The sequence below is a fragment of the Breznakibacter xylanolyticus genome, from assembly GCF_003254275.1.
In the GTDB taxonomy this organism is placed as follows: Bacteria; Bacteroidota; Bacteroidia; order Bacteroidales; family Marinilabiliaceae; genus Breznakibacter; species Breznakibacter xylanolyticus.
Genome location: NZ_QKZK01000015.1, coordinates 1 through 15,236 on the forward strand (window position 1 = coordinate 1; position 15,236 = coordinate 15,236).

Below are 15,236 nucleotides of genomic sequence, written 5' to 3' on the forward strand. Positions count from 1 at the left end.
GTTGGTTATGAATGTTTGATAACTTGGAGAAATGCGCAACGTTATCTTGCCGGCGCGCCATCGGTGCGCAATATCGGTAGAAAATGCATGTTGGGTTTGTTGTCCCGCCCCGCTGGGGGCGGAACTTCTTGCATGCTATATCGTTTCTACCGAGCTTGTGCCCCGCTGGGGCATTGCGTGAAGTTCTCCCGATCCCTTGCTTTTGTGCAAAAAATCATGAGGCTGGAGTATAATTACGCGAAGCCATACGGAGGTCTTCTTCGTACCAACTACGACCCATTTTCGCCCCTTCTTCGACTCCGGGTCGAAGCGGTATCGAAGCGGAGTCGAAGAACAGTCGAAGCGGTCCCGAAGCAGTCTCGAAGCAGACCCGAATAAACGTCTTTTCCCATCCCTTACAGGGAGCCAACGGCAGTAGGTGTCATTGCAAGATGCAGGTAAACAATTCATTCGTGTGGTTGCTACATGACGGTAATATTACTGTCATTTTCGGTGTCGATGATGCCATTTACATTTGTAGCAACCCTTACATATGCAGCGGGCAGTGATTTGGCGATCAGGTGTTTTGATGGATAATAATTGTTTGAATGTGTGTGAATCATTCCGAATCTTCCTGCCGACGTGCATTTGCCATGCGTGTCTTGAATTTCAAATGTAAGAAATTGATACTCCAAATTTGAGGTGTCCCTAAAATTGATTTATTTTGCAAATTTTCCGAAAATCGACAATGCTCAAAATGTTAGGAGTCATTATATAATATGAAGACAGAAATAAAGAATGCCACAATGAAAATGATGAATGGTAACGAAGCCGTTGCCAGAGGGGCCTTTGAAGCTGGCGTTAAAGTAGCATCCGGTTTTCCGGGCACACCGTCCACGGAGGTGATGGATTATACTCAACAGCGTTATCCTGATATTTATTGTGAATGGTCCACCAATGAGAAAGTGGGCTTAGAAGTCGCCATTGGGGCTTCATTTGCCGGTTATCGGAGTTTGGCAATCATGAAAACAGTGGGTTTGCATGTGGCCGCGGATGCGCTGGGCGGTGCGGCCGGCAGTCAAATTAACGGGGGTATTGTGTTAGTCGTTGGCGATGATGTGGGTCGTATTGCGGGTGATGACTATAACGATGTTCGCCATTATGGCAATATGTTTAATATTCCTGTATTGGAGCCAAGTGACAGTCAGGAAGCCAAGGATTTGATGGTGAAAGCGTTTGAAATTAGTGAAGAATACTCCACACCTGTCATCCTTAAAATCACATCAGTGATATGCAAAACGACCAGTCGGGTTGTCATTGATGAAAACTATACTTACGAAGCAAAGTGCAGAGTTAAATATCCTGTCAGTTTCAGTAAAGTGATCATGACCACCATGATGATGAATGCCAAAGGCTCCGAGCATCCTAAGTTGGTCAAATGCTTTCACGATTTCCCGGCGCAAATGAAGCGACTGGCTGAGGATAGCAACAACCTCCCGATTAACAAGCTGGAGCTGAAAGGTAAAAAGATTGGGGTCATTACAGCAGGTACGCCTTATTATTACGTCAAAGAGGTATTGCCCGAGGCCTCCATCTTAAAACTGGGGCTAGTGATGCCGCTTCCTGAAAAGATGATCCGGGAATTGGCTCAACACGTCGAGACCCTTTATGTGATTGAAGATGGTCATGATATTATGGAAAAGAATATCAAAGATCTGGGTATTTCGGTCATTGGCAAAGCGTTATTCCCCAAGTTCCCCGAGATGATGCGTTTTACCCCCGACATTATCGAGGAAAAACTCGTTCCGGGCGCACCCCAAAGAACACCAATGGAAGGTGTTCCTTTCCGACTCCCGGTGAGTTGTGCCGGATGTTCTCACCTCTTTATCGCCCATATATTAAAAAAACACAAAATAAAGGCGGCTGCCGATGTGACCTGTGGACTCATTGGTTGTTTTCCTCACATGGAATCCTATCAGCTGCAAAAATGCATGGGGTCGAGCATTGCGTTAGCCCATGGTTACAATGTGGCAAAAGATCACAAAGAAAAATTTGTGGCCATGATAGGCGATGGTGGCTTTTGGGCAACAGGGATCAATGGTTTGATGAACCTGATTTTCAACGACAGTCAGTCAACGACAATCATTGTTGACAATAGCTGCTTGGCAATGACCGGTGGTCAGCATGTGGCCTCCAGTGAGTTTGGGTTTAATTATAAGCCGGAAAATAAGCTGGAAATCGCCAAAGTATGCGAAGCCGTTGGTGTAAAAGATATTGTCACCGTAGATGCCTACGAATTTGAGGGCCTTGAAAAAGCCATTCTCAATGCCGTCAATGCACCGACAAATTCTGTGGTCATTGTTAAAAAGCCTTGTGTGACCCGATTTAAGCTTCCTAAAAGCACGCCTTATTTTATTGTTCAGGATAAGTGTACCCAGTGTCGGAAGTGTATCAATATTGGCTGTTTAGCCATTGAGAGTAAAAAAGGCAAGGACGGAAAAGTTGAAATCGTGATCAACGAAGATCTTTGTGTGGGCTGTGGATTGTGTTCAACAGCATGTAAGTTTGATGCAATAAAATTATCATAATGGAGGATACAGGAAAAAATATCATCATCGCAGGTGTCGGAGGGCAGGGGATTCTTCTGTTCAGTAACCTCTTAAGCAAGTATTACATGAAACTTGGTTATGAGTTAAAAATATCTGATGTCATTGGGTTAGGTCAACGAGGTGGCGGTGTTGAAAGCCATTTCCGTTATTCAAAAAATCCGGTGTTATCTCCCTTTATCAAATCCGGAGATGTGGATTACCTTTTGTCATTTGAACAAACCGAAACGCTTCGCTATTTGCATTGCCTGAAAGCGGATGGCGTTGTATTCTCAAGCACTTTTGAGTTAAGCACATCCAGCGTAAATACTCGTCTGGAAAAGGATATGTCTGAATCAAAAACCGAGATTATTAAGAAATCCGGAAAGCAGACATTTATTGTCGATCCCGATAAGAATAAGAGCCCGGAATTTGATATCAGCAAAATGATGAATATCGTGATGCTTGGTTTCTATGCCGAATTTAGAGGCTATTCGCATGATGAGATGCTTCAAATTGTGAAGGAAAGCGTTCCTGAAAAGTTTATTGCCGGTAATATGAAAGCTTACGAAAAAGGGGTTGTGATTGCTCGTGCTGAACTGGCATAAACACAGCCCCCTAAATCCCCCTTCAGGGGACTTTAAAAAAAAGCATATTTACAAAATGCGCCTCATTTCCCCCCCTTTAGGTCTAGTGAAACTGACACACATGGGGATGATTACATAAGTAAAACGAACTTCACATTCCCTCCTTCGGAGGGGCTTGGGGAGGCTAATTATAAAACATGGAATTACCTGAAGGCATTGTACTGCTGGATAGTTTAGGTGATTTGCAAGCCGACAATATATCTCCGATTCTTGTGTGTGGCTCCCATTGCGGTGATGATGGGACTTTGGCCCTAAAGGTGAAAAACTGCCATGTCAAAGCTGTTTTTCTTAACAATGCCGGTATCGGAAAAAATCAGGCAGGCATCAGTGGGCTTCATCATTACCAGGCTGAAGGGATTATGGCCTGTGCTGTGGATCACTATAGTGCTGAAATTGGGGTTGCCCGCGATACCTGGGAGTGTGGCATCATCAGTCACACAAACCTTAACGCCGAGGAAGCCGGAATTAAAATGGGTGATACGGTAATGGAAGCTGTGGCCAAAATCATTCATTTATTCAATATCTCTTCGTCGGCTCAAATCAGAATGGATTTAGTATCGCTTGTTGATGAAAAGAAAGATGTCCATGGCAAGGCTGACCCGAAAAAACAGGTTCAAACCCTTGTCGATGGTGTGAGTATCACAGTCACCGATAGCATCACTTTTTTAAACGAGAACAATGCAGGTGATATCGTTGTGTGTGGGTCGCATGGTGGTGTCAGTGCCGGACATTATGCTCAGAAACATCGTGTAAAAGCTGTGTTTTTTAATGATGCCGGAATTGGTAAAAACGGTGCAGGCATTAAAAGTCTGGAATCGCTTAGTAAAGCTGGTATTCTTGCATGCACGGTCGACTGTATGAGTGCCGAAATTTTCAACGGGCAGGACATACTCGACAGTGGCATTATCACTGTTTGCAATCAACTGGCAGAGAGCAGAAACATCAAGATGGCAATGACGGTCAAAGAAGCTATTAAGTACATTGCTTAGAGCATCTTGTTTTACCCAACCACATCACGTGTCCATCACGTTTGTGATTGCTCTGACAATGGTGCACCATGGTGCGATTTTATGAATAAAAAAAACTGAAAATTGAAACAGACTGGTTTCCCCTGTAGCGAAAATAGCTACTTAAAAGATTACATCTATCAAATCACCAGTAGCTTGAAAAAACTGGCGAATATTGAGATTGTGGATGCTTCATTGAGTTTAGAAGAACAAGCAAAGCAAGTCTTCAATTCCGGTTATGTGCTTTTGGCTCATGATGCGTCCAATGAACCGGTATTCAACTATGCCAATCAATCAGCACTGAACCTGTTTGAAATGTCGTGGGAGGAATTTATAAATATGCCTTCTAAATATTCGGCCGAAAGCGACGAGAGAGGTAGCAGAGCAAAGTTTATTGCTGAGGTTGAAGCCAATGGCTATTCAAAAGATTATTCGGGTATTAGAATATCTAAAACAGGCAAGCGTTTTGAAATTAAGAATGTCATTCTTTGGAATGTTTACGATTCGGATAATAAAAGAATCGGTCAGGCAGCTTTGTTTAATGAGTATACTTACTTGTAAATAAATGTCGGTTTATTATGATCTTTTGCCCGACTGGGGCAAGACATATCGATAAAACCTTTCATGCGCTCGATTTCTCCAGCCTCATAGCCGGAGAATTTTGCAACATCTTGAATTTCTTACTTCGTTAACTTTTGTAACGCGCATTGGGCTTCTCGATGTGAGTGTGTATTATTCAACTCATTATTCGCTTTCCTAAGCACACTGTGCCCGGATGTAAATCTCTAACAATGAATTAATCCACGAATTTCACTAATGAGACGAATTGAAAAGCAAATCGTGGAATTCGTGGAAAGATCCCTTTAACTCATCACAACGTAGGGGAATCGCAAGTTCCTAAATCATTGCGATTGCCACCAGAGGGGAGAATGTCGTTTTAGTTGGTCGGCAGCCAGCCATTGCATATCTCCTTCAACTCCTTTTCCAATGCCTTGCGCTTGTTGGGGGTTAATTCCAGGGCGTTCAACACTTCGGGTTGTTGTTTGAGTTGCGAACAGATGACGATATCTTGTTGCAGGAGTTGTTGTTTTTGTTTGGCTGTGAGATAGGTGAGGATGGTGATGGGGAAAATTTTTTCGCGTTCAAGCATTTCCTTCAGGCCGTTTCCTTCGGGATAGTCCCATGCCAGCAGTTTGAGTCCGCTACCATTGCCGTAGCCAATGGAGTCGCCCGAGAAACGGGTGTTGGTCACCACCCAGCCGGTGAACTCAAAGCCCTGGTATTCGGGCATAAGTTTCCGTACCCCCACAATGTCGTCCACGCGCGAACGCACATACAGGGGCACCTGCACGCTCACCTGGTGGCCCTGGTCGCTGTGGTATTTGCATTCCATCAGGTGTTGTTCCTTTTCGCGGGTCGCTATCACGTCCATTTCGTGGGTGATGCACTTGCCGTTGACGGTGACTCCCACCTGGCATTGGTACCCCAGTTTTTCGAATAACAGTCCCATTAGTAATTCAAATGGATAGCCTGTTGGCCCCAGTTCCAGCATGGCCTGTTTGAGGCGGTAACGCAGGGCTCCGTGCGATTTTTTTTTGCGAAGCAGCGAAAAAGCGCGCTGAAATATTTTCTGGGTCGACACACCATCGTAAATCCATGCACTGATTTCGGCTACAATCTCTTTGGCCAAATCGGGATGTGCGCCGGCATTCACGAGCGAACGCTCCAGTTTGATGGCCAGATAGGGCTGTTCTTCGCCCGATGCTTTGCGAATGGTGATAATCCGTTTGGGGGTGGTGATGGTGAGGGTGTCCATTTTTTTAGTGTAAGAGTGTAAGAGTGCAAAAGTGCGAAAGTACGTTGTGGGGATGGTTAGGCAGGGGTTAATTTATGAGAAAAGGCGTGAGACAGAGGTTGAGATATGTCTTCTTGTCTTTTATCCGGTTATCATCATCTAAACGACATTGAGCCCTACGCCGTTATCTTCCCAATCCTACCAACGAATTGGGAAGTAATCCTTCAAGAACTGCCCGCACCAGTGTTTGCCGGTGTTGATGCCGTCGATGAATGGGTCGCATACGCGGGCAGCGCCGTCCACAATGTCGAGTGGTGGCTGAAAGTCGTGCAGCTGTTGCTTGCGTTTGGCCAGTTCCACGGGGTCTTCGTCGGTCACCCAGCCGGTGTCAACGGCATTCATGTAGATACCGAAATTGGCCAGTTCGCCTGCCGAAGTGTGGGTGAGCATGTTGAGTGCTGCCTTGGCCATGTTGGTGTGGGGATGGCGTGCTTCTTTGTTGAAGGTGTGAAACTTGCCCTCCATGGCGGTGACGTTTACCACGTGTTTTTTTCCGGTGTTGTCGCGTTTCATCATTTCAATGAGGCGGTTGCACAGCACGAAGGGTGCCACGGCGTTCACCAGTTGCACTTCGAGCATCTCCATGGTTTCAATCTCGCCCAGCTTCAGGCGCCAGCTGTTGGTGGTTCGCAAGTCCACCTGTTGCAAGTCGGCATCGAGCTGCCCGGTGGGGAACACCTCGGAGGTGTTGAGGCTGTTGTCGAAGCGGTAGGGGATTTGCGATAGTTGTGCCGATGCACGGATACCCAGCCCCGGCATGGGGTTTTGCCAGCTCACCGCCAACGCCTGGGTGCCATCGTCGGAGCGGAGTGTGGAGCCTTCAATTTCGCGCAGGCACTCGTGGTGATGTGCCAGCAGCATTTGCACGTCCGAGGTATGCTGTCCGTAGGTCAGCGATTCAGTTTCCATCATGTGGGCGTAGAATCCGGCAGGGCGGCGCACTGTTTGTGCGGCGTTATTGATCAGGATGTCAAGACGGTCGTATTTGTGTTCGATGTAGGAGGCAAAGAGTTCTACACTGGGGATGTGGCGAAGGTCAAGCCCGTAAATATGCAAGCGATGCCCCCATTCGTGAAAGTCCTCTTCTTTGGCAAAACGAATGGCCGAGTCGGCCGGGAACCGGGTGGTGGCGATGACAGTGGCACCTGAGCGGAGCATCATCAGGGTGGCATGGTACCCGATTTTGAGGCGTGAGCCGGTGATGAGTGCCACCATTCCCTTCATGTCGCATCGTTGAAAACGCTTGGCGTAGTTGAGGTCGCCGCACTCGGGGCACATGGTGTCGTAAAAGTGATGAACTTCGGTGTAGAGTTTTTTGCACACGTAACAGTTCTGTGGCGTGAGCAGCACGCGTTTTTCTTTGCCGGCTTCGGTTTCGTGCGCGGCTAACTGTTTGGGAGCTTCAAAGATGCTGGCTTCACGTGCTTTGCGGATGTGCGTTTCGGCGCGAGCCTGCCTGTTTTGGGTGCTGATGGCCGCTTTGCGCATGGCCTTGGCGCTCTTGTTGCGTTTTTTCAGCTCGGCACGGTCGGGACGGCTGATTTGCCCGGCGGCTTTCATCAACTCAATGCGCTGCGTTTCGGGCAGGTGTGCCAGTTGGTCACCATTGGTCAGCAGTTGTTGCAAGATTGCGATGCAGGCATCCACATCCTGCGGGCTAATTTTTTTGTTTGTTGTCATTTGTCACCTCATTCTATCGGGAAGCAAATGTAAGAATGTTTTCAATGGCTCGGTTCACGATTCGCTATCGCACAGATGATTTGGTCCGATGGTTTTGTTTCCTCTTCATCATCATCTGAGAGGAATCGGAAGTAAGGGAAGATTGACGGGGCAAAGTTCGTGATGGGCTGATAGAGGTATGATTTTTCTTTCTCTTTGTCCGGGATTAGTTTGGTATCCCATTGAAAAAAGGTCATGATGGATACAAACACACTGATGATAAATGCGAAGACCGTGACGCTGAAGATGGCACCTAACAATCGGTTCACCAGGTTAAGTGCTGTGATTTCTATCACTTTGGTGAGGGCAACGGCCAACAGGTTCATCCCAATGATGATGCCGATAAAAATGAGCAGAAACACAATGATGCCTGTGTATTCAAAATCGCACCACTGACGCACCCAGGCATCGGCATGGTTGCTCAAGAACATGGCGCCCAAAATGCCAATGACGAGCGCCGCCAATGACGACAGCTCAATGATGAAACCATTCTGAAAGCCTTTGACGATGCCCCAAATGAGCAGCCCGCCAACGATGATGTCGAAGATTGAAATGGGCATGTTTCTGTTTTAAAGCCCCCTAATCCCCTTAAGGGGGACTTTGGGTTGGTTATGTTTATTGTGTCGTATTAAGTACTTTCTTTCTCTTGCACTTCTTCAAATCATCACTAGCTGCGCTGATCATCGATTCGCCCATTCATCGAAATGAGTTGCTCAATGATTTCGCGGTTGTTTTGCAGTCTTGGAACTTTGTTCTGCCCCCCCACTTTTTTATAGGTCTTGAGCCAGTCGAAAAAGAGGTTTTCGCGGGCAATGACCAGTTGAGGTGTGTCAAGGGTCATATTTTTGTATCGTTTGGCCTCGTAGTCGCTGTTGACCGATTGTAGGGTGGTGTCAAACACCTGCATGAACCGTTGAGTATCCGATGGTTTCTTTTCAAATTCAATCACCCACTCGTGGGCTCCTTTGTTGTTGGTGCCCATGTAGAGGGGGGCGCCGGTGTATTCGCGTATCAGGGCGCCTGTTTGAGCGCAGGCTTCGTGCATGGCTCGTTCGGCGTTATCAATCATGACCTCCTCACCAAAGGCGTTGATAAACAGCTTCACCCTGCCGGTGATGACAATGCGGAACGGTTCTTTATTGATGAATCGTACTGTGTCGCCAATCATGTATCGCCACAGTCCGCCATTGGTGGTGATCACCATGGCATAGTCGGTGTTGAGCTCCACATCTTCGAGGGTCAGCAGTCGCGGATGTTCCTTTCCGACCTGATCCTGGGGCATGAATTCATAAAAAATGCCATAGTCGAGCATCAACAGCATGCCGGGCTGCGACAGATCGTCCTGAATGGCAAAAAAGCCTTCGGAGGCGTTGTAGGTCTCCATGTAGTGCATTCCCTCGTTGGGAATGAGCGCTTTGTATTGCTCCCTGTAAGGGGTGAAATTGATGCCGCCGTGTATAAACAGCTCCAGGTTGGGCCATACATCGGTGAGTTTTTCTTTGCCGGTTTGGTTCAGGATGTGCTTGATGAGCACCAGAAACCACGAGGGCACGCCGGCCAGCGAGGTGACATTTTCGTTGATGGTGGCCTCGGTGATTTTGGTAATTTTCTCCTCCCATTCGTCCATCAGGGCGATAGACTGGCTGGGGGTGCGGATAAAATGGGTCCAAAAGGGCATGTTCTCAATCAGAATGGCTGAGAGGTCGCCGTAATAGCTGTCGTTGCTGAAGTTATTGATTTGATGGCTGCCACCCAGGGTGAGCGATTTGCCGGTGAAGAGGGCATTGTCGGGAAAAAGGTCGTTGTAGATGGCAATGACGTCCCTGCCGCCTCTAAAATGACAATCCTCCAGCGATTGCTTGGTGACCGGGATGAACTTGCTTTTGGACGAGGTGGTTCCCGACGATTTGGCAAACCATCGTACATCGCCCGGCCACAGCAGGTTTTTCTCCCCCGCACGCAGTCGTTCCACAACGGGGCACACCTGCTCGTAATCTACCACCGGCAATCGTTCCTGAAAAGTGCTGACCGACAGGATGGTGTTGAAGTCGTGCTGACGACCTATCTCGGTATCGGCCGCCTTTTTGAGCAGCGAAAACAGGATGCTTTGCTGAACTTCAATGGGGTTCTTTTTAAAGAAATCGATTTGTCCCATGCGGCGAAAATTGACCAGGGACATGATGGAGCTGAGAATGGCTGGCATAGCGGGATGGTTTGGACAAGGTGAATTGGCTCAACCGCGGGGCGGTGGTCAAAGGTTAAAAGCGCGTTTGATGGATTTTTCGCCCAGTTCGCTTTTCACGATGTAACTGCGCGCCCCGGCACGGATAATCTGTTCGACGTACTCAAATTCTTTGTGGAACGAGAGCGCCACCACCCTGATGTGCGGATAGTCGTGGTTGAGTTTGCGCGTGGCGTCAACGCCGTTCATCACCGGCATGTCGATGTCCATAAACACGATGTCGTAAGTGGGATGCCCCGCTACCATATCCAATGCTTCCTGGCCGTTAAAGGCATAATTGATGCATTGAACTTTGTCGCCCAGGATGTCCTGTATCTGGTAATCGAGTGCCTTTACAAAATCTTTATGGTCATCGACAATCAGGATTTGATATTTTCGGGATAATTCCATCGAATTTTTAATTTTCTACAAAAATAATTTTTAAAGCTTAACCGCAACGTTTCAACGCTGCTTTTTCCCAATCCGGGCGTTTCTGACAGTTCAATTTGTCATCTTTTTTCAGGCAAGGAGGTCATCGTCCAGTGGGTTGTAAACCCGGTTGACCAGTGCCGTCATTTCAAAGGTGAATCCGGTGCCCGGTTCGGATGTCATTGCATACTCCCCATTGATAGAGCGTACCCGCATCTCGATGTTGAGTAACCCCATGCCGCGTGTTGGTTCTGAGGTGATGATGTCGGTAGGGAAACCGCTGCCGTTGTCGTGGTATTTGACAAGCACTTGTTCGTTGGTAAAGTGGATGTCGAGGCTTGCCCGGTTAGCGCCTGAGTGTTTCTTGGTGTTGTTCATCAGTTCTTTGACGATGCGATAAAGGGTGGTCTCGATGCGGGCACTAAACCTGATTTGCCGGATGTTGTGGTTAAATGTCACCGGGATGATGGGTTGCATCAGTTCGCATTCGGCTGAGATGGCCGACACCAAACCATAACGTTCCAGGATGGCGGGACTTAGGTTGTGTGATATTTCACGAATTTTTTCGATGGAGTCGTCTGTCAGACGCGACAGAAGTTCCACCAGTTCCAGGTTCTTGGTATCGGTGGTTTTGCGTTGCAGCGAAGCGTTGTACATGCGCATGCTCGATAGGAGTGGACCTATTTCGTCGTGCAGGTCACCCGCCAGCTTACGCCGTTCGTTTTCCTCGGTTTCAATCATGGTATCGATGATGCGCTGCTGTATCTGTTTTTGTTCCGAGATGTCATCAAGCAGCATGGCAAACCGATTCTTGCCGGGGCTGAAAATGCTGATTCTGAAGTATCTGTCAAGTACTGTGTTGAAGCGTTCTTCGGTTTTGGGTTTTCCCGTTTTACACACCTGTTCAAACAGGGGCAGCCATTCATCAAAGCAGCGCACTGGGAGGGAGCGGCACCGTTTGTGCGTTACTTCCATCGGGGGCAGCCCTGTGTGATATACAAAGGCGGGGTTGCACTCAATAAACTCAAAATCGATCATGCGACCCGATGCCTCAAATACCGGTTCGCACACGGCAAAGGCACTAAAAATTGACTCGAACAACGTGCGGTACTGTGCCTCGCTACGCTTGAGTGCGGCATGCAGACGAGCCGACTCAGATATGTCGTGAAACAACACGGCAAGCTTATCGGGCGAAGATTTAAAGGCGTGAATGGAATAATAGCGATCCTGTTCGGCATTGTATATCTCGAATTGGTGGGGGGAGCCTGAGTCAAATACTTCCAGATATTTGCTCACGATTTGTGGCCCCATGTGACCCTGTACTTCCAGTATTGTTTTACCCAGGCATTGTTGCGATGGAATGGCCGAGTGGTCATCGAAGGCCGGATTCATCTCTTCGTAACGAAAATCGATTACTGTGCCGCTTGCATCTTTCACGGGTGTGAGCAGTATAAACGCGTTCATCATTTGCCGAAACAGCAAGCTGTATTTCTTTTCGCTGTCGAACTGTTCCTTTTGGGCGATGACCTGCTCCGAGATGTTGGACACATACCCTTCGATGCCGATGAGTTGCCCCGATGGACTAAATATAGGTAACCCTTGCTCCGAAAGCCAAACGGTTTGCCCCTGATTGTTTTTGATTCGGTATTCGAGCGAGTAGGGTTGTGACTTGTCGATGGCATCAGCGATGACTTGCGTCACGTAAGCCTTGTCGCGGGCAAGAATCAAGCCATGCAGCGTGTGACAGGGCGATAGGTGAAAATAGTCGGTAGGGTAACCGGTGATGGTTTCCACGCCCTTACTGACCCACTCCACGGTCCACGCTGGGGCATAATGGCTACGGTAGGCATAGCCGGGCATGATATCGAGCAAATGATTGAGATGGTGGGTCACGATGGTGTATGGTTTGTCAATTCTGAGTCTTCAATTAAAAATGTTGGGAGATAATTTATTCCTGTTACTGGTGTAAGCTATTAGCTTAATAATTTAGCATATAAGTTGTTAGTGAATTGTGTTGGATGTCTTTTGATGAAAGAGTGATTTTAAATCTGTGAAATGATATTTCAGTCTGTGTATATCATCATTTTTTGTTCTTTTACACACCTTTGTGCAATCATGGTTCCCTTAGCGGTCAATCTAACTCTAGGTTTTATCGGCATTGTTAACAAATTTAACCATTTTCATTTCAAATGATGTTTACAATGATATAATAATGACTTAATTTGTGATTATTAATGGAGCAACATCAAGTCGTTGAATTGTGTCGCAAGCATATTTAATTCAAACCCTATATGAAATTCACAAAAAATCTAACACTTCTCCTGACCATCGTGTTCATGGGGATAACGTCCGTTTGCATGGCTCAGCAAACACCTACTGCCAGCAAACATGAAATGGCCATTAAAAAAGCGGAGGACAAGGTGGCAAAAATTGAGAAGAAGATGGCCATTGCCGATTCGTTGATTACTGCCGGAAATGTTGTCAAGGGCGACTTGAAAGGCGAAGAAGATGGTCAGACTGGCCGCTTAAAAGAGGTGCAATCTGAGTATGCTTCCGAAAGCAAGCGCCTTGAAAAGCTCATGAAATCGAAGGATCAGACCGAGGTGAAACAGGCGTCACTCGAAAAAAAGGCTTTGGACGCGAAGTATAAAGCCGATATGAAAGAGCTTGATGCAGTTAATAAAGATGCCGCCAAGAAAGCCGGAAAAGCCGAGGCGAACATCAAAAAAGGAAAAGACTTGAAAAAAGTTGCCGAAAAAGAGTTGAAAGTTGCCCGTAAAGAACTTGCTGGTGCCCAAAAGGCCGCCAATGCGCCCGAAGGCAAGAAAAAGAAATAAGAACCGTAGTTTCCATCGGTGAACCGTTGGGTTTCGTACTTGATAAAGGTACGAGCTCAGCGGTTTTTTATTGATGTTTTACGATCATATTGTTCGTTAACCCATTTAGACACTAAGGAATTTCGTGCGTATTTCTTAGCCAAGCTTTAAGGCTGGAATAAGAAGAAAATGTTGTGCCTACAGGTTTTGGGCACATTTATTAACGGACTATTGTGTTCAACACTTTGCTTGGAAATCGACAACTCTGATCAGTACTCAATTTTGTTGCCCATGGCATGCCACATGCTGAATGCGTGTGAAGCCTCATCGCGAAGCAGGCAAACATGAGGAATACGGCGTTGTTGATGTGGTCGGTCAATTTCTTCGTAAATAAACTGATCGTCGAACCCGATGGCCGCAGCGTCTTTTTGGTTATTGGCATAGTAGATGTGACCAATGTGAGCCCAGTAAATAGCGCCCAGACACATGGGGCACGGTTCGCAGGAGGTATAGATGTCGCAACCACTCAGATCGAAGGTTTTCAGATGGTGAGATGCATCGCGAATGGCATTCACCTCGGCATGGGCTGTCGGGTCGTTGTTGGCTGTGACCCGGTTGGTTCCCCTGCCAACAATTTGTCCCTCGCGTGCCACAATTGCCCCGAAAGGACCGCCGCCGTTTTGAATGTTTTCTTCCGACAGGCGGATGGCTTCTCGCATCAATTCTTCGTGTGTCATTTTTTTATATCGTATTGCTGTGTTGTGAGTAAACTGTGTTTTTTCTAACCTGAAATATGAAATCGTGAAGTCTTGACCCATTGGCATTTATTGCTTCCACTTTTTTTCCCAGGCCGGGTATTGTTCCTCAATGAGTTTTTGCGGCCAGATGCCATACCATGCGTAACCGGCGCGTCGTTCGGGGTTGACCTCGTTGAGCGAAAATACTTTTTCGCCCTGTCGGGTGCACATAAATGGGCGGTTGGTATCGGTTTCATAAAAACGCGCCCACAATGGCCCGGCCGAGGGATCATCTACCTGTTTGCGGTCAATTTTGAGGGTGAGCCCGGGATAGGTGCCTTCGGGAACTTCAACGGTCTCGATGCGTATGCCGTAAATGGCCGATTGTTGCAGCCATGCAATGCCTGTTTCAATGGCATGAACGATTGCCGGTGTTGGCTTTTCGATGCGCATCAAAAAGGCAATGATAGAACTGCTCTCATTGGCTGTTAACCCCGGAAGTTCAAATGTGCGTGCACCGGTGGGTGCCAGGGTTTGATGGTCGTGTTGTTGCGCCCATCCTTTTTTTACGCCATTGACGTTTACCTGGCAATGAAGCGTAAGAGCCACTGCCCGGTTGAGTGATTTGCGTGATTGTTTGCGAATTTTATTGGGGAGGTCACTGTATTGAGGAGCATCTTGTGCGATGTCGAGCAGCAGGTGCATGATGCCGGTCATCACATCATCGTTGAAGGTGATGGCATCCACATCCCATCCGCGCCAACCTCCGTTTGCATGTTGGTTGTTAAAAATATATTGCAATCCTTTGATGGCACTTTTCAGAAACAGCTTGTTTCCTGAACGGCTGTATGCGTGAGCCAGATACTCAATTTGAGGGTATATGTTGCGGTTATCAAAAGTGCTTTGGCGGTAACGTTCGCTCAGAGCCTGCTTCACCGAGTCGGGATTGAGCTGTGCCAGCCAGTCGATGTTTTTGGGCCAGCCGCCATCTTTATTTTGGTAGGCAATCAGGTTCTTGGCAATGGCTTGAAAATTTTCCGGGGAGTGGCGTTGATAATTGGTGTCGCGCACTTCAAGGAACCAATGATGGATGCCGTCGTTAAATTTTTCAATCGCTATGGGGGTGTTCTGGCTTTTGAGTGGCAGTGATAGCAGCAGGACTGCGAAAAAGGGAATGAATCTGTTCATCATGGGGTGTCAATTGAGAATGTCTCCGGTTTCTCTTTTTATTTTAATCGTGT

Annotated in this window: 13 protein-coding genes; 5 read left to right on the forward strand and 8 right to left on the reverse strand. The window is 47.3% G+C overall.

Features of this window, described 5'->3' with window-relative positions; genetic code table 11:
- Positions 1 to 785: 785 nt before the first annotated feature.
- The 4 genes from LX69_RS10030 (at position 786) to LX69_RS10045 (ending at position 4,779) form a co-directional block, all read left to right on the forward strand.
- Positions 786 to 2,567: an indolepyruvate ferredoxin oxidoreductase subunit alpha gene (locus tag LX69_RS10030; RefSeq protein WP_170124324.1), complete on the forward strand. Its 1,782-nt coding sequence runs from the start codon at positions 786 to 788 to the stop codon at positions 2,565 to 2,567.
- Positions 2,567 to 3,172 (forward strand): indolepyruvate oxidoreductase subunit beta, encoded by a 606-nt coding sequence (locus LX69_RS10035; RefSeq protein ID WP_111445902.1) that lies wholly within the window; start codon positions 2,567 to 2,569, stop codon positions 3,170 to 3,172. Before LX69_RS10030 ends, LX69_RS10035 begins: the two co-directional genes overlap by 1 nt.
- A 176-nt stretch (positions 3,173 to 3,348) precedes the next feature.
- Positions 3,349 to 4,200: a hypothetical protein gene (locus LX69_RS10040; protein ID WP_111445903.1), complete on the forward strand. Its 852-nt coding sequence runs from the start codon at positions 3,349 to 3,351 to the stop codon at positions 4,198 to 4,200.
- A 102-nt stretch (positions 4,201 to 4,302) separates the two neighbouring features.
- Positions 4,303 to 4,779 (forward strand): MEKHLA domain-containing protein, encoded by a 477-nt coding sequence (locus LX69_RS10045; protein ID WP_111445904.1) that lies wholly within the window; start codon positions 4,303 to 4,305, stop codon positions 4,777 to 4,779.
- A 376-nt stretch (positions 4,780 to 5,155) separates the two neighbouring features.
- Here the strand turns inward: LX69_RS10045 and LX69_RS10050 are convergent, their stop codons facing one another.
- From LX69_RS10050 to LX69_RS10075, 6 genes are all read right to left on the reverse strand, one after another.
- Positions 5,156 to 6,034, reverse strand: coding sequence for a restriction endonuclease (locus LX69_RS10050; protein WP_111445905.1), 879 nt, complete (start codon positions 6,032 to 6,034; stop codon positions 5,156 to 5,158).
- 177 nt (positions 6,035 to 6,211) lie between these two features.
- Positions 6,212 to 7,753, reverse strand: a complete 1,542-nt coding sequence (locus tag LX69_RS10055; RefSeq protein WP_111445906.1) for an SDR family NAD(P)-dependent oxidoreductase — start codon at positions 7,751 to 7,753, stop codon at positions 6,212 to 6,214.
- Positions 7,754 to 7,794: 41 nt separating this feature from the next.
- Positions 7,795 to 8,352: a CvpA family protein gene (locus LX69_RS10060; RefSeq protein WP_111445907.1), complete on the reverse strand. Its 558-nt coding sequence runs from the start codon at positions 8,350 to 8,352 to the stop codon at positions 7,795 to 7,797.
- A gap of 107 nt (positions 8,353 to 8,459) precedes the next feature.
- Entirely contained in the window at positions 8,460 to 9,995 is a 1,536-nt protein-coding gene (locus LX69_RS10065; RefSeq protein WP_111445908.1) for a GH3 auxin-responsive promoter family protein, read from the reverse strand.
- A gap of 48 nt (positions 9,996 to 10,043) precedes the next feature.
- On the reverse strand, positions 10,044 to 10,424 hold the full coding sequence (locus tag LX69_RS10070; RefSeq protein WP_111445909.1) for a response regulator transcription factor: 381 nt from the start codon (positions 10,422 to 10,424) through the stop codon (positions 10,044 to 10,046).
- A gap of 108 nt (positions 10,425 to 10,532) precedes the next feature.
- Positions 10,533 to 12,335: a PAS domain-containing protein gene (locus LX69_RS10075; RefSeq protein ID WP_146260708.1), complete on the reverse strand. Its 1,803-nt coding sequence runs from the start codon at positions 12,333 to 12,335 to the stop codon at positions 10,533 to 10,535.
- 398 nt (positions 12,336 to 12,733) lie between these two features.
- Between LX69_RS10075 and LX69_RS10080 the strand changes: the two genes are divergently transcribed.
- Positions 12,734 to 13,279: a hypothetical protein gene (locus tag LX69_RS10080; RefSeq protein WP_111445911.1), complete on the forward strand. Its 546-nt coding sequence runs from the start codon at positions 12,734 to 12,736 to the stop codon at positions 13,277 to 13,279.
- 248 nt (positions 13,280 to 13,527) lie between these two features.
- On the opposite strand, the gene LX69_RS10085 is transcribed toward LX69_RS10080, so the two are convergent.
- Both LX69_RS10085 and pelA read right to left on the reverse strand, forming a co-directional pair.
- Positions 13,528 to 13,995, reverse strand: coding sequence for a nucleoside deaminase (locus LX69_RS10085; protein ID WP_111445912.1), 468 nt, complete (start codon positions 13,993 to 13,995; stop codon positions 13,528 to 13,530).
- 87 nt (positions 13,996 to 14,082) lie between these two features.
- Positions 14,083 to 15,186 (reverse strand): pectate lyase, encoded by a 1,104-nt coding sequence (pelA, locus tag LX69_RS10090; RefSeq protein WP_111445913.1) that lies wholly within the window; start codon positions 15,184 to 15,186, stop codon positions 14,083 to 14,085.
- Between the last annotated feature and the right edge of the window lie 50 nt (positions 15,187 to 15,236).